General features: G+C 68.0%; 20 protein-coding genes. 15 read left to right on the top strand and 5 right to left on the bottom strand.

The genetic code is table 11. From position 1 onward, the window contains the following. Positions 1-109 precede the first annotated feature (109 nt). Positions 110-367, top strand: a complete 258-nt coding sequence (locus tag C438_RS19365) for a hypothetical protein (protein WP_004969404.1) — start codon at positions 110-112, stop codon at positions 365-367. On the opposite strand, the gene C438_RS19105 is transcribed toward C438_RS19365, so the two are convergent. Further along, entirely contained in the window at positions 364-540 is a 177-nt protein-coding gene (locus tag C438_RS19105; protein WP_004042936.1) for a 50S ribosomal protein L37e, read from the bottom strand. The two genes, C438_RS19365 and C438_RS19105, sit on opposite strands and share 4 nt — an antisense overlap. Next, entirely contained in the window at positions 537-767 is a 231-nt protein-coding gene (locus C438_RS10755; protein ID WP_004042938.1) for an LSM domain-containing protein, read from the bottom strand. The genes C438_RS19105 and C438_RS10755 overlap by 4 nt, the downstream gene beginning before the upstream one ends. A gap of 380 nt (positions 768-1,147) precedes the next feature. Between C438_RS10755 and C438_RS10750 the strand changes: the two genes are divergently transcribed. The 4 genes from C438_RS10750 (at position 1,148) to C438_RS10735 (ending at position 6,175) form a co-directional block, all read left to right on the top strand. Beyond that, complete coding sequence (locus tag C438_RS10750; RefSeq protein ID WP_004061394.1) at positions 1,148-2,500, top strand: ribonuclease J; 1,353 nt, start codon at positions 1,148-1,150, stop codon at positions 2,498-2,500. Further along, on the top strand, positions 2,500-3,546 hold the full coding sequence (idsA3, locus tag C438_RS10745; protein WP_004969403.1) for a geranylfarnesyl diphosphate synthase: 1,047 nt from the start codon (positions 2,500-2,502) through the stop codon (positions 3,544-3,546). The genes C438_RS10750 and idsA3 overlap by 1 nt, the downstream gene beginning before the upstream one ends. 190 nt (positions 3,547-3,736) lie before the next feature. After that, positions 3,737-5,449: a glutamate--tRNA ligase gene (locus C438_RS10740; protein WP_004969402.1), complete on the top strand. Its 1,713-nt coding sequence runs from the start codon at positions 3,737-3,739 to the stop codon at positions 5,447-5,449. A gap of 66 nt (positions 5,450-5,515) precedes the next feature. After that, on the top strand, positions 5,516-6,175 hold the full coding sequence (locus tag C438_RS10735; RefSeq protein ID WP_004969401.1) for a cyclase family protein: 660 nt from the start codon (positions 5,516-5,518) through the stop codon (positions 6,173-6,175). Between the two features lie 29 nt (positions 6,176-6,204). Here the strand turns inward: C438_RS10735 and C438_RS10730 are convergent, their stop codons facing one another. After that, entirely contained in the window at positions 6,205-6,684 is a 480-nt protein-coding gene (locus C438_RS10730) for a DUF456 domain-containing protein (RefSeq protein WP_004969400.1), read from the bottom strand. Positions 6,685-6,850: 166 nt separating this feature from the next. Between C438_RS10730 and C438_RS10725 the strand changes: the two genes are divergently transcribed. The 6 genes from C438_RS10725 (at position 6,851) to C438_RS10700 (ending at position 12,914) form a co-directional block, all read left to right on the top strand. Beyond that, positions 6,851-7,180, top strand: a complete 330-nt coding sequence (locus tag C438_RS10725; RefSeq protein ID WP_004969399.1) for a 4Fe-4S dicluster domain-containing protein — start codon at positions 6,851-6,853, stop codon at positions 7,178-7,180. A 130-nt stretch (positions 7,181-7,310) separates the two neighbouring features. Beyond that, complete coding sequence (locus C438_RS10720) at positions 7,311-8,195, top strand: electron transfer flavoprotein subunit beta/FixA family protein (RefSeq protein WP_049917962.1); 885 nt, start codon at positions 7,311-7,313, stop codon at positions 8,193-8,195. A gap of 2 nt (positions 8,196-8,197) precedes the next feature. Next, positions 8,198-9,943, top strand: a complete 1,746-nt coding sequence (locus tag C438_RS10715) for an electron transfer flavoprotein subunit alpha/FixB family protein (RefSeq protein WP_004969397.1) — start codon at positions 8,198-8,200, stop codon at positions 9,941-9,943. Continuing rightward, positions 9,940-11,604, top strand: coding sequence for an FAD-dependent monooxygenase (locus tag C438_RS10710; protein WP_004969396.1), 1,665 nt, complete (start codon positions 9,940-9,942; stop codon positions 11,602-11,604). The genes C438_RS10715 and C438_RS10710 overlap by 4 nt, the downstream gene beginning before the upstream one ends. Positions 11,605-11,617: 13 nt before the next feature. Then, positions 11,618-12,070 (top strand): hypothetical protein, encoded by a 453-nt coding sequence (locus tag C438_RS10705; protein WP_004969395.1) that lies wholly within the window; start codon positions 11,618-11,620, stop codon positions 12,068-12,070. Positions 12,071-12,179: 109 nt separating this feature from the next. After that, positions 12,180-12,914 (top strand): GNAT family N-acetyltransferase, encoded by a 735-nt coding sequence (locus C438_RS10700; RefSeq protein WP_004969394.1) that lies wholly within the window; start codon positions 12,180-12,182, stop codon positions 12,912-12,914. 114 nt (positions 12,915-13,028) lie between these two features. Here C438_RS10700 and C438_RS19705 read toward each other — a convergent pair whose 3' ends face one another. Both C438_RS19705 and tmcA read right to left on the bottom strand, forming a co-directional pair. Beyond that, entirely contained in the window at positions 13,029-13,193 is a 165-nt protein-coding gene (locus C438_RS19705; RefSeq protein ID WP_004969393.1) for a hypothetical protein, read from the bottom strand. Positions 13,194-13,269: 76 nt separating this feature from the next. Next, positions 13,270-15,570, bottom strand: coding sequence for a tRNA(Met) cytidine acetyltransferase TmcA (gene tmcA, locus C438_RS10695; RefSeq protein ID WP_004969392.1), 2,301 nt, complete (start codon positions 15,568-15,570; stop codon positions 13,270-13,272). A gap of 372 nt (positions 15,571-15,942) precedes the next feature. On the opposite strand from tmcA, the gene rpl7ae reads away from it, so the two are divergent. The 4 genes from rpl7ae to ndk are packed head-to-tail and all read left to right on the top strand — an operon-like array spanning position 15,943 to position 17,203. Continuing rightward, positions 15,943-16,305: a 50S ribosomal protein L7Ae gene (rpl7ae, locus tag C438_RS10690; protein WP_004042964.1), complete on the top strand. Its 363-nt coding sequence runs from the start codon at positions 15,943-15,945 to the stop codon at positions 16,303-16,305. A 6-nt stretch (positions 16,306-16,311) separates the two neighbouring features. Then, positions 16,312-16,536 carry a 30S ribosomal protein S28e gene (locus tag C438_RS10685; RefSeq protein ID WP_004042966.1) on the top strand — a complete coding sequence of 75 codons (225 nt, stop codon included), beginning with the start codon at positions 16,312-16,314 and terminating at the stop codon, positions 16,534-16,536. Between the two features lie 2 nt (positions 16,537-16,538). Next, complete coding sequence (locus C438_RS10680; RefSeq protein WP_004969391.1) at positions 16,539-16,739, top strand: 50S ribosomal protein L24e; 201 nt, start codon at positions 16,539-16,541, stop codon at positions 16,737-16,739. Next, a complete protein-coding gene (gene ndk, locus C438_RS10675) occupies positions 16,739-17,203 on the top strand; it encodes a nucleoside-diphosphate kinase (RefSeq protein WP_004969390.1) in 465 nt (154 codons plus the stop codon). The genes C438_RS10680 and ndk overlap by 1 nt, the downstream gene beginning before the upstream one ends. Positions 17,204-17,294 lie beyond the last annotated feature (91 nt).

Below are 17,294 nucleotides of genomic sequence, written 5' to 3'. Positions count from 1 at the left end.
AAAAACCCGTCCTTATGCAGTAACGACGGGTTCCGAAACGGGAAAGTATGCACATGAGTGCATATTTCGGCGTGCGACGGAACTGCGGGCGACGACGCGGCGAAACGCGATGACGACAGCCACGGCGACGCTGGTAGTCGCAGAGATGACGACGGTGCTCGTCGGAGAGACAGTGACGAAGGCGACCGCGGCGGCGACGACACGCGAGGAAGAGCGCACGCAGTCGGCGAGTGTCGAGGACACGTACTCGGTGCTAGCGAGTGTCACGGACGCGAGGACGAACCGGGAGTCAGGAACGCGGGTTCGTTCTCGCCGCAGACGGCGAGAGAGAAGACAGAGACGGTCGGAGACCGTCGAGAGTCGTTAGTTGTCGCCGGACTTCGACTGCCAGGCGTAGCTCCGACGCTTCTTCGACTTACCGAAGCCGCAAGACGAGCAGACCTTCTTCTTCACGTGGTAGGACTTCTCGCCGCAGCGACGGCACTTGACGTGCGTCGTCTTGTTCTTCTTTCCTTGGCTGGGGGTTCCTGCACCCGTCATGCTTTGATGGTGACGACGTTATCGCCGCGTATAATGGTTGTGTCTTGGACTTGCTCGAGTTCGATATCCCCGGGCACGGTGTCTTCGTCCAGCGCTTCTTCGAGTACGACGTTCATGTGCTGGTCGTAACCAGCGAGGACGCCGAAGTACGCGTTTCCGTCCTTGAGGAGAACCGTCACCGGCTCGTCGAGTGACGCTTCGAGGACGTCGAGGGGTCGGCCGCTCATGCATCAAATCCGTCTCGTAGTTGTCTTAAATGTGCCGGACCGACAGTGCGAAATCGCGTCGAACCCGGTCGTTCGGGGGCGAAATCGTCGTCGAACGGACGGGTGACCGCGAATCGCGTGAGAGACTCGCACGGGTGCGAGCGTGCGGACGCGGTGAACCCACGTAGTTTTTAGTACCCCCGTGAGTAGAACTCAGTACCAGAAACCCGCGGGTAAGTGCGGGCGCGCCCAGTTCGACCGGTTCGGGCCGTCTCGCACGCGGGGTCATTCGACCGACGAGCTGCAAGACGCCGGGGCCGGTGGCCCCCAGACACCCGTCTTTCCGTGAGCACCTTCGCCACATCGTGGCTTTCGATGCTCGGAATATCGAGACACAAACCATGGAAATCGAAATCGCAACCATAGGCGGATACGAAGAAGTCGGCCGTCAGATGACGGCCGTCCGTGCCGGAGACGACGTCGTTGTCTTCGACATGGGTCTCAACCTGTCGCAGGTCCTCATCCACGACAACGTCGAGACCGAGAAGATGCACAGCCTCGACCTCATCGACATGGGCGCTATCCCGGACGACCGGGTCATGAGCGACCTCGAAGGAGACGTGCAGGCCATCGTCCCCACGCACGGCCACCTCGACCACATCGGGGCCATCTCCAAGCTCGCCCACCGCTACGACGCCCCCGTCGTCGCGACGCCCTTCACCATCGAACTGGTGAAACAGCAGATCGAAGGCGAGAACAAGTTCAACGTCAACAACGACCTCGTCAAGATGGAGGCCGGGTCGACGATGTCCATCGGCGACTCCGGACAGGTCGAACTCGAGTTCGTCCACGTCACCCACTCCATCATCGACGCCATCAACCCGGTCATCCACACGCCCGAGGGCGCAATCGTCTACGGTCTCGACAAGCGCATGGACCACTCGCCGGTCCTCGAAGACCCCATCGACATGAAGCGCTTCCGCGAGATCGGCCGCGAGGGCAACGGCGTGCTCGCGTACATCGAAGACTGTACGAACGCCGGCCGGAAGGGCCGCACGCCCTCCGAGTCCGTCGCGCGCCGCCACCTCAAAGACGTGATGACCTCCGTCGAGGACTACGACGGCGGCATCGTGGCGACGACGTTCTCGTCGCACATCTCCCGGGTCTCCTCGCTCGTCGAGTTCGCCAAGGACATCGGCCGCCAGCCGGTCCTCCTCGGCCGCTCGATGGAGAAGTACTCCGGCACCGCCGAGCGCCTCGGCTTCGTCGACCTCCCCGACGACCTCGGGATGTACGGTCACCGCAAGTCCGTCGACCGCACCTTCAAGCGAATCATGAAGGAGGGCAAGGAGAACTACCTGCCCATCGTCACGGGCCACCAGGGCGAGCCGCGCGCGATGCTCACCCGCATGGGCCGCGGCGAGACGCCGTACGAGATTGACGACGGCGACAAGGTCATCTTCTCGGCGCGGGTCATCCCGGAGCCGACGAACGAGGGCCAGCGCTACCAGTCCGAGCGCCTCCTGCGCATGCAGGGCGCGCGCATCTACGACGAGATTCACGTCTCGGGCCACCTCCGCGAGGAGGGCCACTACGAGATGTTGCAGGCGCTCCAGCCCCAGCACGTCATCCCGGCTCACCAGAACCTGAAAGGCTTCGCTCCGTACGTGGACCTCGCGGAGAGTCAGGGCTACGCCCTCGGTCGCGACCTCCACGTCACGCGGAACGGAAACATGATTCAGCTGGTGGAGTGATGACTCCCGACGCGACGGAAAAGCGGGTGCTCGAGGCGATTCGCGAGCGACGCGAGCTCGTCAACGACGCGCTCGACGAGGACGTGCCGATGGCCGAGCCGGAACGGCTCTACGAGGCCACCCGGTACCTCCTGAAAGCCGGCGGCAAGCGCCTCCGGCCGACCGTCTCCCTCCTGACCGCGGAGTCCCTCGCGGACGTCGAACCGATGTCGGAGGACTACCGGGCGTTCCCGACGCTCGCGGGCGACGCCATCGACGTGCTGGTCGCCGCCGTGAGCATCGAGGTCATCCAGTCGTTCACGCTCATCCACGACGACATCATGGACGACGACGACCTCCGTCGCGGCGTTCCGGCGGTCCACAAGGAGTACGACACCTCGACCGCCATCCTCGCCGGCGACACGCTGTACGCCAAGGCGTTCGAACTCCTGACGAAGACGGGCGCGGACCCCGCCGACGGCCTCGAAGCCGTCCGCCGGCTCGCGACCACCTGCACGCAGATTTGCGAGGGGCAGGCGCTCGACATCGAGTTCGAGCGCCGCACCGAGGTGCTCCCCGACGAGTACCTCCAGATGGTCGAGCTGAAGACGGCGGTTCTCTACGGGACCGCCGCCGCCGTTCCGGCGGTCATCATGGGCGCTGACGACGAGGTCGTCGAGGCGCTCTACCAGTACGGCATCGAGTCCGGGAGCGCGTTCCAGATTCAAGACGACGTGCTCGACCTGACCGTGCCGTCCGATCAGCTCGGCAAACAGCGCGGCTCCGACCTCGTGGAGAACAAAGAGACCATCATCTCGCTTCACGCGCGCCAGCAGGGCATCGACGTGGACGACCTCGTCGACGCCGAGACGGCCGAGGAACTCACCGAAGACGCCGTCGAAGCCGCTGTCGCCGAACTGAACGAGGCGGGAAGCATCGACTACGCCCGCGAGATGGCCGAAGACCTCACCGAGCAGGCCAAGTCGCGGCTCGACGTCCTCCCGGACAACGAGGCCCGCGACCTGCTGTGCGACATCGCGGACTACCTCATCACCCGCGGCTACTGAGCGCGCGGCGCGCCCGCCGCGAACCGCGGACGCCGGCCGTGCGGTTTTCTCTTCGAGCCGTCCCGTCCCCGAGCCCCGCCGTAACTCATATCTACTTCGAAGTGCTAACATATGACGTACCCCTGCCCGCGCGAGGACCCTTCCCCGCAATCCGGGCCTGTTTTTAGGCGCGCCGCGGAAGCGAACGGTAATGGACGACGAGCTTCGAGAGCGCATCGAGCGAGAGGCCGAGAAGCACGCGCTTCTCAACGCGGTCAAACACGAAAGCGACGCCGACGTGGGCGCGATTATGGGCCCGCTGATGGGCGAGAACCCCGACTTCCGACAGCACGGCGGCGAGATTCCGGGCCTCATCGGCCCCGTCGTCGCCGAGGTCAATCGGCTGTCGGCGGGCGAAAAGCGCGAGCGACTCGAAGAGCTCGCGCCCGAGGAACTCGCCGAGATGGAAGCCGAGGAGGAGGCGGACGACTCGCTCCTTCCCGACCTTCCGAACGCCGAGGACTACGACGAGGTCCGCATGCGCGCCGCGCCGAACCCCAACGGCCCGTGGCACCTCGGCCACGCCCGCATGCCCGCGGTCATCGGGACGTACAAGGAGATGTACGACGGCTCCTTTATCGTCCGGTTCGACGACACCGACCCCGAGACGAAGCGCCCGGACCTGACCGCGTACGACGCCATCCTCGACGACATCGACTACCTCGGGTTCGAGCCCGACGACGTGATTCGCGCCTCCGACCGTGTGGAGACGTACTACGACTACGCCCGCGAACTCATCGAGATGGGCGGCGCGTACACCTGCTCGTGTTCGGGCGAGAAGTTCTCGAACCTGAAGAACGACGGGAAGCCGTGTCCGCACCGCGACAAGGACTCCGAGACGACTCGCGAGGAGTTCGAGGACATGGTCGCAGGCGAGTACAGCTCGGGCGAGATGGTCCTCCGCGTCAAGACCGACATCGAACACAAGAACCCCGCGCTCCGCGACTGGGTCGCCTTCCGCATGATAGACACGCCGCACCCCCGCGAGGAGGCGGCTGACTACCGCGCGTGGCCGATGCTCGACTTCCAGTCCGGCGTCGACGACCACCTCACGGGCGTCACCCACATCATCCGCGGCATCGACTTACAGGACTCCGCGAAGCGCCAGCAGTTCGTCTACGACTACTTCGGCTGGGACTACCCCGAAGTCGTCCACTGGGGCCACGTGCAGGTCGACGCCTACGACGTGAAGATGTCCACGTCGAGCATCAAGGAACTCATCGACGCGGGCGAGGTCGAAGGCTGGGACGACCCGCGCGTGCCGACCATCAAGAGCCTCCGTCGCCGCGGCATCCGCGGGCAGGCCATCGTGGACGCGATGGTCGGCCTCGGCACCTCCACCTCGAACGTCGACCTCTCGATGTCGACCGTCTACGCGAACAACCGCGACCTCGTCGACGACGAGACGGACCGCTACTTCCTCGTCCGAGATGGAGAGGAGTTCGCCGTCGAGGGCGGCCCCGACAGCGCCCACCCGCCGCTTCACCCGAGCTTCGAGGAGCGCGGCACCCGCGACATCCCCGTCGGCGACAGCGTCCGCCTCGAGTCGGGCGACGTGCCCGCCGAGGGCGAGCGCGTCTGGCTGAAGGGCTTCGGCGCGGTCCGCCGCGAGGGCGACTCGCTCGTCGCCACCGGCGACGACCTCGACGTGGTCCGCGAGGGCGACGTGGCCGTGATTCACTGGGTCCCGACCGACGGCGTCTCGGTCCGCATGCGCACCATGGACGGCGACGTGACGGGCGTCGCTGAGCCCGACTTCGGCGACGTGCCCGAGGACGAACTCGTCCAGTTCGAGCGCGTCGGCTTCGTCCGCGTGGACGACCGCGGCGACGACGAGACGGTCGTCTACTTCGCGCACAAGTAAGCCGAGCGACGGACAGTCGCTTTCGACACGAACACTCGTTTTACCCACCCGCGCCTAAGGAGTCGTATGACCCTCCTCGACCTCACCCGCCGCGTCGAAACGGGGATGCCGACGTACCCCGGCGACCCGCAAGTCACAGTCGAGTCGCACGCCGACTTCGACGCCGACGGCTACCGCGTCTCGCGGCTCGAACTCGGAACCCACGCGGGCACGCACGTCGACGCCCCCGCCCACACCGAGCCGGACGGCGCGACGCTCGACGACTTCCCGGTCGAGGACCTCCGGTTCACCGCTCGGGCCATCGACTGCCGAGACGCGGGGGCCGGCGGCCGAATCGGGCCGGACGCGATTCCCGAACACCTCGAACCGCGCGTGGACTTCCTCGTGTTCCGGACCGGCTGGGAAGACGAGTGGGGGACCGAGCGCATGACCGACCACCCGGCGCTCGCGCCCGAGACGGCGCGCGCCTGCGCAGACCGGGAACTCTCGGTCGGCATCGACGCGCTCAGCCCCGACCCGACCGGCGGCGACGACGTGCCCGCTCACCACGCGATTCTCGGGGCGGACCTCCTCGTCGTCGAGAACCTCCGCGGGTTGGACGCGCTCCCGACCGACCGGACGTTCGACCTGTACGTCATGCCGCTTCGGGTGGACGCCGACGGCGCGCCCGCCCGGGTCGTCGCCGACGCGGAGACGGGACTGATTCGGCGGCGCGACGAGCGATAGATCGGCGGGAACGCGAAGTCGGTCGGCGCTCAGAGCACCACGGTCAGGACGAACCCGACGAGCATGGAGAACGTCAACAGCGCCTGCACCGCCGCGGTGGCGAGGACGCCGACGGTGGCGACGAGGGCGCGCCGACCGCTCTCTTCGGCGTCCTGATGGTCGAGGTATTCGAGGGCGAAGACGGTGCCCGCGACGCCGACGAAGATGCCGAGCGGGCCGATGAGGAACATGAGCAGGAAGCCGGCGACGCCGGCGATAATCGACGTTCTGGTCGACGCGCCGCCGAACCGCGCGGCGACCATCCCGCCGGCGTAGTCGGTGACGAGCGCGACGAGGCCGACGAGAGTGAGGCCGACGAACGCGATGGGACCGGGGTCGGAAAAACCGGACGCCACCCAGTAGACGACCACGCCGAGCACGGACAGGAGCGCGCCGGGGAGAAGCGGGAGCACGCTCCCGACGACGCCGAGGACCAAGAGGGCGAGCGCAATCCAGAGGAACACGTCCATACCGCGGTGGTTCGGGCCGGGGGCTATTCACCCCACCGAGTGGCGCGTCGAGACTGCGGCGGGAAACGGTGAGTGTAACGGGCCACCGATTCCCGCGACGAGTCGCCGAGAATCGCCCGTTCGGGGGATAGTTTATTGCCTCTACCGGAATATGTCACTAAGAGTCATGGCTATCGACCCGCAGTTCGAGGCAAACAGGGAGAAGGTCGGAGAGGAAAACGGCGTGGCCGTCTGGGGACCGGTCGAGCCGCCGGAGAAACTCGGCATCCACGGCACGCACGTCGCGGTGGACTTCGACATCTGTCTCGCCGACGGGGCGTGTCTGGAAGACTGCCCCGTGGACGTGTTCACGTGGGTCGACACGCCCGACCACCCCGAGTCGGACATCAAGGCCGAACCGACCCACGAAGACCAGTGTATCGACTGCATGCTCTGTGTCGACGTCTGCCCGGTCGACGCCATCGACGTCGACCCCGGGCGAGCGGGACGCATCTGAGGGAAGAAACCCCGACTTTTTGCGGGTGACGCCGCCGCCAGCGACGCCGCCGAGCGGCGCAGACGTTCCGGCAACCTAGTACAAAAGATTATTATGAATATGAGCTAGCATTAACTGGAGAGTGTTCTCAATGCACATGGTGGTACTTACCAAAGGCGTTCCCGACTTCCGGGAGGGCCAGGTATCGTTTGACGAGGACGGGCACCTCGAACGGGGGAAGACGCCCACGGTGATGAATCCGAACGACCGCTTCGCGCTGGAGGCGGCGCTCCAGACGCGGGTTCGACACGGCGGACGGGTGAGCGTGATGAGCATGGGGCCGCCGGGGTACAAGGAGGTGCTACAGGAGGCGATGGAGACGGTGTACGCCGACGACCTCCACCTCGTCTCGGACCGCGAGATGGCGGCCGCCGACACGTGGGCGACGGCCATCACCCTCAGCGCGGGCATCGAGACGCTCGGCGAACCGGACGTGGTGTTCGCCGGGTTCAAGACCGCAGACGGGGAGACGGGCCACACCGGCCCGCAGACGAACTGGTGTCTCGACATGCCGCTCGTCACCCACGTCGTCTCCCTCGACATCGACGAGGAGGCGGGGACCCTGCGCGCCAAGCGACTGGTCGAAGGCGACATCGAGGAGATAGAGACCGTCGAGACGGAGCTTCCGGCGTTCGTCGTCGCGGACCCCGAGTTCGAGCCGTCGTATCGGACGGCGGGCGAGCGCCTGACGCTGAAGGACCTCCGCGAGGAGACCCGGGCGCGCGCCGAAAACTACGAGGAGCACCTGACAGTGCGGGACCACGCCGACATCAACGTCGACCCGGACTACATCGGCCTCGACGGCTCGCCGACCATCGTCTCGTCGGTCGACCCGATTCCGAAGGCCCCGGCGGAGCGGGAGGCCACGATGGTCGACCCGGACGATACGAGAGCCATGCAGGACGTGCTGACCGCGATGCAGTCGGCGGTGGGCGACGGCGACGGCGGCGACACCGCGGCCGCGGGGGGTGACTGAGCGTGACCGACTTCGACCCCGGCGACTACGAGATTTCGGAGCTCGGCCCGGCCATCAAGGACATCGACGACCTCGGCGAGCTAGAGGAGATTCTACAGGCCGAACACCGCGGGCAGAACCGCGCGCCGGCCGTCGCGCTCATCGAGAGCCGCATCGAGAAGTTCTCCGAGGACGACGAGGAGCCGGCGGACGCGGGCGAACTGGACCTCGCGTCGATGAGCACCGCAGAAATCGGGAACACCCTCCAGAGCGTCGAGGAGGTCTCGGAGCTCGAAGCGCTCCTCGAACGCGAGGAGGCCGGCGAGGACCGCGACCCGGTGAAGCGACTCATCAGCAACCGCATCGACTCGGTGAAGGGGAGCGACGAGGAGGACACGGAAATCGAGGTGGACGACCGGACGCCCGAGGAGCGCCACCCCGACCTCGACCACCCGACCCGCGACAAGCGACACGTCCGGTCGCTCCACGGGGGGACCTACCGCGACATGTGGGTCTACTGCGAGACGCAGGCGGGCGAACTCGTGGACGTGTCCAAGGAGATGCTGGGCAAGGCCCGCGAGCTGATGGACACCTACAACGACGACTACACGACCGACGAGCGGGTCGTCGCGGTGCTCATCGGCTCCGACGTGTCGAAGCACGTCGAGGACGTCATCGCCTACGGCGCGGACGTGGTCGTCGTCCGCGAGGACGCCCGGCTCGAACGCTTCCAGCACAAGCCGTACACCGAGATATTCTGCGACATGGCCCGCGCGGGGGCCACCCACCAGAACTTCGAGGTCACGGACGGTCGCGACGAGCCGTGGCGCGACTACGACAAGCCGCGGTACGTGCTGTTCCCGGCGACGAACAACGGCCGGGACCTCTCGGCGCTCGTGCAGGCCGAACTCGACTCCGGCCTCGCCAGCGACTGCTCGGGGCTGTACATCACAGAAGAGGTCATCTCGAACCCGGTCAAGACCGGCGTCGCCGGCGAGAAAAAGGAGTTCCAGCGCGTCCTCCACATGAAGCGCCCGGACTTCTCGGGCTTCGAGTACTCGACGATTCTCTGTATCGACAACCCGACGCGGGAGTTCCACCCGCAGGGAGCGTCGGTCATCCCCGGGAGCTTCGACGTGCCCGACCCGGACCCAGACCGCGAGGGACTCGTGGTCGAACACGACGCCCCGCTCGACGACGACTGGTTCCGCGTCACCGTCACGGACTTCGACCAACTCGACGAGGGTATCGACCTGACCGGCCACGAGGTCATCGTCGCGGTCGGCCGCGGCATCGGCGACGACCCGACGAAGGGCATCGAACTCGCCTTGGACCTCGCCGACCAGTTCGAGGACGCCGAGGTCGGCGTCACCCGCGGCATCGTCACGGGGTCGTTCAACTTCGACGGCCACGTCGAGCAGTACACCCACGAGGACAGACAGATAGGCGAGACGGGGCAGGTCGTCGCGCCGAGGCTCTACGTCGCGGCGGGCATCTCCGGCGCGGTCCAGCACAAGGTCGGCATGGACGAGTCGGACACCATCGTCGCCGTCAACACCGACCCCGACGCCCGCATCCGCGACTTCTCGGACTACTTCATCGAGGGCGACCTGTTCGAGGTGTTGCCGAGGCTGACGACGGCGCTCAAGGAGGGCCGGTTCGAGGCGGCGGTCGCCAGCGACGGGGGACGCGCGGCATCGACGCCGCCGGCCGGAGCGCCCGACGCTGGCGCTGGCGCGGCCGCGGACGACCGAGGTGAGTCGCGATGAGCGACTACGAACACTACGAGGCGCTGGTCGTCGGGGCTGGCCCCGGCGGCGCGGCGGCGGCCGCGACGTTCGCCAACTACGGCATCGAGACGCTCGTCCTCGAACGCGGCGTCGAGGCCGGGTCGAAGAACGTCTCGGGCGGGCTCATCTACGCCGAGGAGTCCGCGCCGTACACCATCGACGACCTCTTTCCGGGCTTCCGCGAGGCGGCCGCCGAGCGGCCCATCACGAAGTACCGCATCCACAACATCGCCGGCGACAAGGTGGAGTCGTTCGACCTCACGGACCTCCACGAACACGACACCGAGTGGTCCGACTCGGTCCTCCGGCGGAAGATGGACTCGTGGCTCGAAGACCGCGTCCACGAGCGGACCCGCGAGACCGGCGGCGGTCTCCTGACGGGCGTCCACGTCAACGGCCTGCTCCGCGAGGAGGGCCGCATCGTCGGGGTCACGCTCGACGAACTCGACCCGATAACGGCCGATATCATCGTCGCCGCCGACGGGGTGAACTCGGAACTCGCCCGCGACGCGGGCCTGATGGACTGGGACGAGCCAGACGAGTGGTTCCAGGGCGTCAAGGCCGTCGTCGACATGCCGGAAGACGCCATCGCCGACCGGTTCGACGTGGCTGACGACGAGGGCGCGGCCCACCTGTTCTCGGGCGACCTCTTCGAGGGCGTCCGCGGTGGCGGCTTCCTCTACACGAACCGCGACACGCTGTCGCTCGGGACGGTGTTCCACCTCGACAGCCTCGTCGCCGAGGAGGCGGAGCCACACGAGCTACTGGACGGACTTCTGACCCACCCGCTTCTCGCGCAGTGGCTCGGTGACGACTACACGGAACTGGAGTACAGCGCGAAGCTCGTGCCCGACTCGAAGAAGGTCGCCCTGCGCGAACCGCACTTCGGCCGCCTGCTCCTCGTCGGCGACGCGGCCGGCCAGATGCAGGCGCAGGGGCCAATCATCAAGGGCATGAACCACGCCGTCACCGCCGGCGCGCTCGCCGCGGAGTCGTACGCGCAGGCCAAATCGCGCAACGAACCGGAGAAGGCAGGGACCCGCTACGCCCGCAAACTCCGGAGCGAGGGCGTGATGAAGAAGCTCCGCCCACGCGGCTACGAACTGCTCCGGGGCGTCGCCGAGGACGACGGCGTGACCGGCGTGGTCGACTCCGTGCTCACCTCGGCGGTCGGTCGCGCCGGCATCAGGGCGCTTTCCGGGCGGCTCGAACGCCTCTACAACGTCCCGACGCTGTCGGCGTTGATGCCGGACACGCGGACGCCCTACGTCACGCTCCCGACGGTCATCGCCGAGGAGTTGGGGACGCGGGTGCGCGAGACGAGTTCGGTGACGCCGCCGGACCTCGAAGCCCGCATCGGCGGGCTGACCTACGACACCGACATCGGCAACCCGCACATCACGCTCCGCGACGAGTCCTTCGAGGCGAGCGGGGCCGCGGTGGCGGCCTGTCCGGTCTCGGCGGTCGACTTCGGCGGCGGCTGTTACCGCGAGGAGGTCGTCCGGACCAACGGCTCCGAGGAGCGCGTCGTCAGCCTCGACACCCAGCCCTGCGTCGAGTGCGGCACCTGCGCCGTCGTCGCCGACACCGACTGGAGCCACCCGCGCGGCGACAAGGGCGTCGAGTTCAAGTGGGGGTGACGGGGGTGCGAAGATGAGCGGCGACGCGACCGGCCCGGAATCTCGCCCCGACTCCCAACCCGTCGCCGACGGCCGCGGGGCCGAGGAGCGTCACCCGGAAGACGTGCGGTTCGGCGAGCGCGCCAGAGCCCTCGCCGCCGAGGCGCGGGAAGCGCGGGAGTCGTTCGACCCGCCACCGTCGTCGGCCGCGGACCGGCGCGCGCTCGAATGCGCCCGCGACGGCGTCGGCCCGGCGGTCTCGCTCTACATCCGGGCGCGGACGGGCGACCGACTGGTCTCCTTCACCGGCGAGGAGTTCGAACTCCTCCACCGGGCGATGAACGACTGGCTCGCCATGTACGCCCGGTGCTACGGCGTCGACCTCGACGCGGACTTCACGGTGCGCGAGGCCGCCGAAGTCCTGCTTCGGACCCACGACGTGGTCGACACCGCCCAACTCCTGACCTGCGTCCCCGAGCGGCGCTGAGGCCGGCCCGCGCCCCGCGGTCGCGGTCCCGTTTCACGCGTCGGCGAAGCCGACTGTCGGCGAGTCGAACACGAACAACAATTATAAATCATGAGTGTGATTGTGTACCATGGAAGTAACTGACAGTCTCAACTTCGGACACAAAGACCGCAAAGACATCTACGAGTACATCGAGCGCAACGGGACCGTCCGCGAAGACGAGGTACGCCGGGCGCTCAACTTCGAGCCGGCGGCGCTGGGGGCGCACCTGACCGTTCTGCGACGCGACGGCTACATCCGAAAAGTCGGCAACCACGTCGAGGTGGCGTACGCGCCCGGCGAGGCGGAGACGGTCGAACTCGGCGACCTCGACGTGACGATTCGGATGGCCCAGAACGTCGACCTGGAGAGCCTCGTCGACGCCATCCACGAGGTCGCAGACGAGGGCCGGTACATCGAGGCCGAGACGGTCGCCGACCTGCTCGACCACGAGGAGGTCGTCCTCCGGCACAACGACGTGAACTCCCGGATGGTGTTCGTCGCCACCGTGGGCGACGAGCTCGCCGGCTGGGTCCACCTCGACCTGCCCGAGGCGGAGAAGCTGAGCCACACCGCCGTCCTGACGGTCGGCACGCGACCGGAGTTCCGCGGTAACGGCGTCGGGAGCAGACTCCTCGACCGCGGCGTCGACTGGGCGCGCGAGCGCGGCTTCGAGAAGCTCTACAACAGCATCCCGGCGACCAACGAGGAGGCCATCGCGTTCCTCGAAGGCCACGGCTGGGAGACCGAAGCCGTCCGCGACGGCCACTACAAGATAGACGGCGACTACGTCGACGAAGTGATGATGGCCGTGTCGCTCCGGTGAGCGCGGACTCGCTCCGTCTCCGACCCTGATTTTCTGCGCGTCGTCGCTTCCGCCAGCGACGCGTGGGTCTGCGACTGCCCCGCGTGCGACCGGTCGCGCGACCACCCGACCGGCTTACGACCAATCGTCTGCGGCCCCGTCGAGAGGTTCGGCGACGACGCCGTCCCGCTGGACGAGCGCCCTCGCGTGGGCCGTACAGACGTTCCTGTCGGCGTCCCACGGCACGTAGAGCCTGACCGCCGCGATGTTTCCGCAGTCGGGTTCGCTACACTCGGCCATACGGGGAGCGTCGGCACCGACGACTATCGGTGTGTCGGCGCGCGGGCGACCGGCGCGACCGTTCCCACGGGCGGCGTCACCGGAACCGCTCGCGCTCGGCGTGGGCCGCGTCGGTGCCGTACTCGTCCACGAGCGGTTCGTAGGCGTCGCCGAGCGCGCGCATGGCCCCCGCGGTCGAGTGGAAGTCGAGTTCGTCCGCGACGGCGTCCCACGGGCGCGTCTGGAGGACTTTGCGGACGAGCAGTCGCTCTTCCCGAGGCGTGAGCGACGCGCGCTCGGGGTTCGTGAGGTGCGCGAGTCCGAGTCGCCGGAACGCGCCGGGGGCGGTCGTGTAGAGTCCCGGGCCGTACGACGCGCCGACGACGACGCGCCACTCGTACTCGGAGAGGTCGGGCGAGAAGGCTGACTCAGGGCCGGCGTCGGCGTCGGAGTCGGAACCGGCCTCGACGGCGGCGAGGGCGGTCCGCGCCACGTCGGCGTCGAGGTCCGAGAGGGCGTCGCCGAGCACGTCGCCGACGCGGCCGAGGAACCACCTCGCGTGGCGGTCGCGGAGGTCGCGACCGGCGGGCGACAGCGGGCGCATCATGAGCGCGGAGTACTCGCCGCTGGTGTCGTTTCTGGTGGTCGAGAGGTGGACCGTACCGTAGCCGTTGTCGCGCCAAAACGAGAGGAGGTCGGGAGTCGCGCCGAAGCCGACGCCGAGGTAGTCCGCCTCGTCCGCGAACTCGTCGCGTAGCTCCGAGAGGAGCCGCGAGCCGAGGCCCGACGACCGGACCGCGTGGTGGGTGGCGATGCGCATCACGCGGTAACCGACGGGGATTCCCGCCCCCTCGTCGCGGAGCTGGCTCGTGAACACGTCGGGGAGCATGTTCCCGCGGACCCGGTCGCCGTCGTACATGTGCCGGCGGGTGTCGGCGTCGAGGCCGCCCTCGCGGGCGAGGAGCGCGACCGAGACGACCCGGCCCTCGTGGGTGAGCGCCCGAAGCGTCAGGTTCGGGGCGTCGAGGAGGCGGGCGAGGTCGTCCGGCTCGGTCCGGTAGTGCGCGAGGACGAGCAGGCCGAACGCCTCGCGGAGCAGGTGTTCGTCCGCCAGTAGGTCGTCGGGCGAAAGCGCCCGGTAGGAGGCGGATTCGGGCGTCGCGTCCGCGACGAGTTGGTCGACCGGCGGCCGGGCGTCGAGGAGGAGCGCGCGGAACGTCCACGACTCGACGGGGTCGCCGGCGGCGTAGCGAATCGGGTCGTCGAGGCGCGCGTCGGTCACCTCGCGGTCCGCGTCGTCGAGGCGGTCGCGGAAGCGGACGGCGAAGCCGCGGCCCGCGCCCTCGTAGCCGCGGACGGTCGTACAGAAGGCGACCGCGGGCGCGGCGAGGAACGATTCGAGGAGCCTGACGGGGAGGGCCGCGGCCTCGTCCACGACGAGCGCGTCGGCGTCGGCCCCGGCCGCGCCGGCTTCTGTCGGCGGGACGTAGCGGACGCGCCCGCCGCGGTCGGCCGCGATGTCGAAGTCGTCCGCGCCGCCGCCCCGGAGCGCGCCGAGTTCGGAGAGGAGTCGCTCCGCGCGGGCGAACACCTCGGCGGCGTTCCGCTTTCCGGGCGCGGTCACGACCACGTCCGCGCCCTCGGCCGCGAGGCTCCCGGCGGCGAGGCCCGCCGCGCTCGACTTCCCGCGGCCGCGGTCGGCCTCTACGACGACGGCGGTCCCCGGTTCCGTCAGGGCTTCGAGCGCGGCGAGCGCCTCGGACTGGTCGGCGGTGAGGCAGTCCTCGTAGGCGCGCCGCGGGAATCTGCGGTCCCCCTCTCTCGGCACCCGCGGCGGGGCGGCGTCGAAGCTGATTCCCTGTCGGTACGCGCCGTCGCGCTCGGCGGTCCCAGAATCGAGGTCCACGAGCGCGACGCCGGGGTGGTCCCGGAGCGTCGAGACGAGTCGGCCGCGGAAGCGACCGGTCACGTCGCCGACGGTGAACGGCGGGACGGCCAATCGCTCGTCGAACGAGTCGTGGCGGGCCGGCCAGTCGTCGAGCGAGGGGGTGAGCAAAACGAGCAGGCCGCCGCCGTCGACCGCGCCGGCGACGCGGCCGAGCGCGTTCGCCGAAAAGTCCTCGTGGGCGTCGAGAACGACGAGCGTCCGGGTCGTCCCGAGGAGCGAGGAGGCGCGCTTCGGTTCGACGCGGTGGAAGCGAAAGCCCTCGCGGGCGGTGACGAACGTCACCTCGTCGTCGGGCACGTCGGCCCCGCGGACCGCGTCGAAGGCGGCGTCGATGCCGGCGTCCCGGTCGCCGGCGAGGACGATGAGGCGTCGCTGATTCGTCGCCAGCGCCTCCTCGCGGCGGGCGGCGGCGAGCGCCTCGACGTCGGGGTCGTCGCCGAGTTCGGTCATGGTATCGGTACGTCGGCGCGGCTATTCACGTTCTTCGGTCGGGCGCGAGCGCCCCGCAGTTCGGTCGGTACGGCGGTGGTTCTAGTGGGGTGTCACACGCCGCCAAACGCGAGTCGTGTGAGCAGTCGACACGCAGATTCGGGTCGCTGTGGTCGGCGAGAAATCGGGCGATTCGCGGGTCGTGCGGACGCGTCGCACGGCGCTACGATTTTGAAAGCGCTTTTATGGGGGCCGGAGCAAAGGATGGTTACAGCCTGTCCGGGGTTGATGAACCTCCTCGCCGTAGGGAAATCGTTGACCGGTCGCGACCGACCGACCGGTGTGATACCGGCGAGGGAGTCGAGCCCGCGAGCAGGATATAGGTGAACAACAATGGCTGTTTACGTAGACTTCGACGTACCGGCCGACCTCGCTGACAGCGCCGTCGAGGCGCTCGAGGTCGCCCGAGATACTGGTATCGTGAAGAAAGGAACCAACGAAACGACCAAGTCCATCGAGCGGGGCAACGCCCAGCTCGTCCTCATCGCGGAAGACGTTTCCCCCGAGGAAATCGTCATGCACCTGCCCGAACTCGCCGACGAGAAGGGCATTCCGTTCATCTTCGTCGAGACGCAGGACGACATCGGCCACGCCGCCGGCCTCGAAGTCGGCAGTGCCGCGGCCGCCATCGTCGACGCCGGCGACGCGTCCGACGATGTCGAGGACATTGCGACTAAGGTCGAGGACCTTCGATAACCGACCATGAGCGCGGACGAACAAGCCAGCGACTCGACGCCTGCCGAAGTCATCGAAGTCGTTGGAAAGACTGGGATGCACGGCGAGGCCATGCAGGTCAAGTGCCGCATCCGCGAAGGCTCCAACCAGGGCCGTATCATCACGCGAAACGTGCTGGGTCCCGTCCGCGAGGGCGACATCCTCCAGCTCCGCGAGACTCAGCGTGACGCCGACTCCATCGGAGGGCAGTAACAATGGTCGAAAAGCGCACGTGCGACTACAGCGGTGACGAAATCGAGCCCGGCACGGGCACGATGTACGTCAAGACCGACGGCACCATCCTCCACTTCAAGGACTCGAAGGCCGAGAAGAACTACTTCCTCGGCCGCGAAGCCCGCGACCTCGAGTGGACCGAGGCCGGCCGCCGCGCGAGCGGCAAGTCGGAGGACAACTGATGTCCGACGCTGAGCGCACCTTCGTGATGGTCAAGCCCGACGGCGTCCAGCGCGGTCTCATCGGGGACATCGTCTCCCGCTTCGAGGACCGCGGTCTCAAGATGGTCGGCGGCAAGTTCATGCAGATCGACGAGGAGCTCGCCCACGACCACTACGGCGAGCACGAGGGCAAGCCCTTCTTCGAGGGTCTCGTCGACTTCATCACGTCCGGTCCCGTCTTCGCGATGGTCTGGGAAGGACAGGACGCGACGCGACAGGTCCGCCGCATGATGGGCGAGACCGACCCCGCAGAGTCCGCCCCCGGCACCATCCGCGGCGACTACGGTCTCGACCTCGGCCGGAACGTCATCCACGGCTCCGACCACGAGGACGAGGGCGCGAACGAGCGCGAAATCGCGCTCTTCTTCGACGAGGACGAACTCGTCGACTACGAGCGCGTCGACGAGACCTGGCTCTACGAGTAAGTCTCGTCTCGCGGTTCTCACGCTTTCTTCCGAGAGGAGCGACGGCCACGTCTCCCCTCTCGTCCGCGCTCCAGCCGCCGAGAGGGCGCTC

It is taken from the genome of Haloferax denitrificans ATCC 35960, assembly GCF_000337795.1.
GTDB classification, from domain to species: Archaea; Halobacteriota; Halobacteria; order Halobacteriales; family Haloferacaceae; genus Haloferax; species Haloferax denitrificans.
The sequence above is the reverse complement of the archived record's forward strand: the minus strand, read 5'-3'. Positions and strand labels throughout refer to the sequence as shown.

Coding starts and splice junctions, on each gene's coding strand:
- C438_RS19365 (WP_004969404.1), top strand. CDS start 110: ATGACGACAGCCACGGCGACGCTGGTAGTCGCAGAGATGACGACGGTG.
- C438_RS19105 (WP_004042936.1), bottom strand. CDS start 540: ATGACGGGTGCAGGAACCCCCAGCCAAGGAAAGAAGAACAAGACGACG.
- C438_RS10755 (WP_004042938.1), bottom strand. CDS start 767: ATGAGCGGCCGACCCCTCGACGTCCTCGAAGCGTCACTCGACGAGCCG.
- C438_RS10750 (WP_004061394.1), top strand. CDS start 1,148: ATGGAAATCGAAATCGCAACCATAGGCGGATACGAAGAAGTCGGCCGT.
- idsA3 (WP_004969403.1), top strand. CDS start 2,500: ATGACTCCCGACGCGACGGAAAAGCGGGTGCTCGAGGCGATTCGCGAG.
- C438_RS10740 (WP_004969402.1), top strand. CDS start 3,737: ATGGACGACGAGCTTCGAGAGCGCATCGAGCGAGAGGCCGAGAAGCAC.
- C438_RS10735 (WP_004969401.1), top strand. CDS start 5,516: ATGACCCTCCTCGACCTCACCCGCCGCGTCGAAACGGGGATGCCGACG.
- C438_RS10730 (WP_004969400.1), bottom strand. CDS start 6,684: ATGGACGTGTTCCTCTGGATTGCGCTCGCCCTCTTGGTCCTCGGCGTC.
- C438_RS10725 (WP_004969399.1), top strand. CDS start 6,851: ATGGCTATCGACCCGCAGTTCGAGGCAAACAGGGAGAAGGTCGGAGAG.
- C438_RS10720 (WP_049917962.1), top strand. CDS start 7,311: ATGCACATGGTGGTACTTACCAAAGGCGTTCCCGACTTCCGGGAGGGC.
- C438_RS10710 (WP_004969396.1), top strand. CDS start 9,940: ATGAGCGACTACGAACACTACGAGGCGCTGGTCGTCGGGGCTGGCCCC.
- C438_RS10705 (WP_004969395.1), top strand. CDS start 11,618: ATGAGCGGCGACGCGACCGGCCCGGAATCTCGCCCCGACTCCCAACCC.
- C438_RS10700 (WP_004969394.1), top strand. CDS start 12,180: ATGGAAGTAACTGACAGTCTCAACTTCGGACACAAAGACCGCAAAGAC.
- C438_RS19705 (WP_004969393.1), bottom strand. CDS start 13,193: ATGGCCGAGTGTAGCGAACCCGACTGCGGAAACATCGCGGCGGTCAGG.
- tmcA (WP_004969392.1), bottom strand. CDS start 15,570: ATGACCGAACTCGGCGACGACCCCGACGTCGAGGCGCTCGCCGCCGCC.
- rpl7ae (WP_004042964.1), top strand. CDS start 15,943: ATGGCTGTTTACGTAGACTTCGACGTACCGGCCGACCTCGCTGACAGC.
- C438_RS10685 (WP_004042966.1), top strand. CDS start 16,312: ATGAGCGCGGACGAACAAGCCAGCGACTCGACGCCTGCCGAAGTCATC.
- C438_RS10680 (WP_004969391.1), top strand. CDS start 16,539: ATGGTCGAAAAGCGCACGTGCGACTACAGCGGTGACGAAATCGAGCCC.
- ndk (WP_004969390.1), top strand. CDS start 16,739: ATGTCCGACGCTGAGCGCACCTTCGTGATGGTCAAGCCCGACGGCGTC.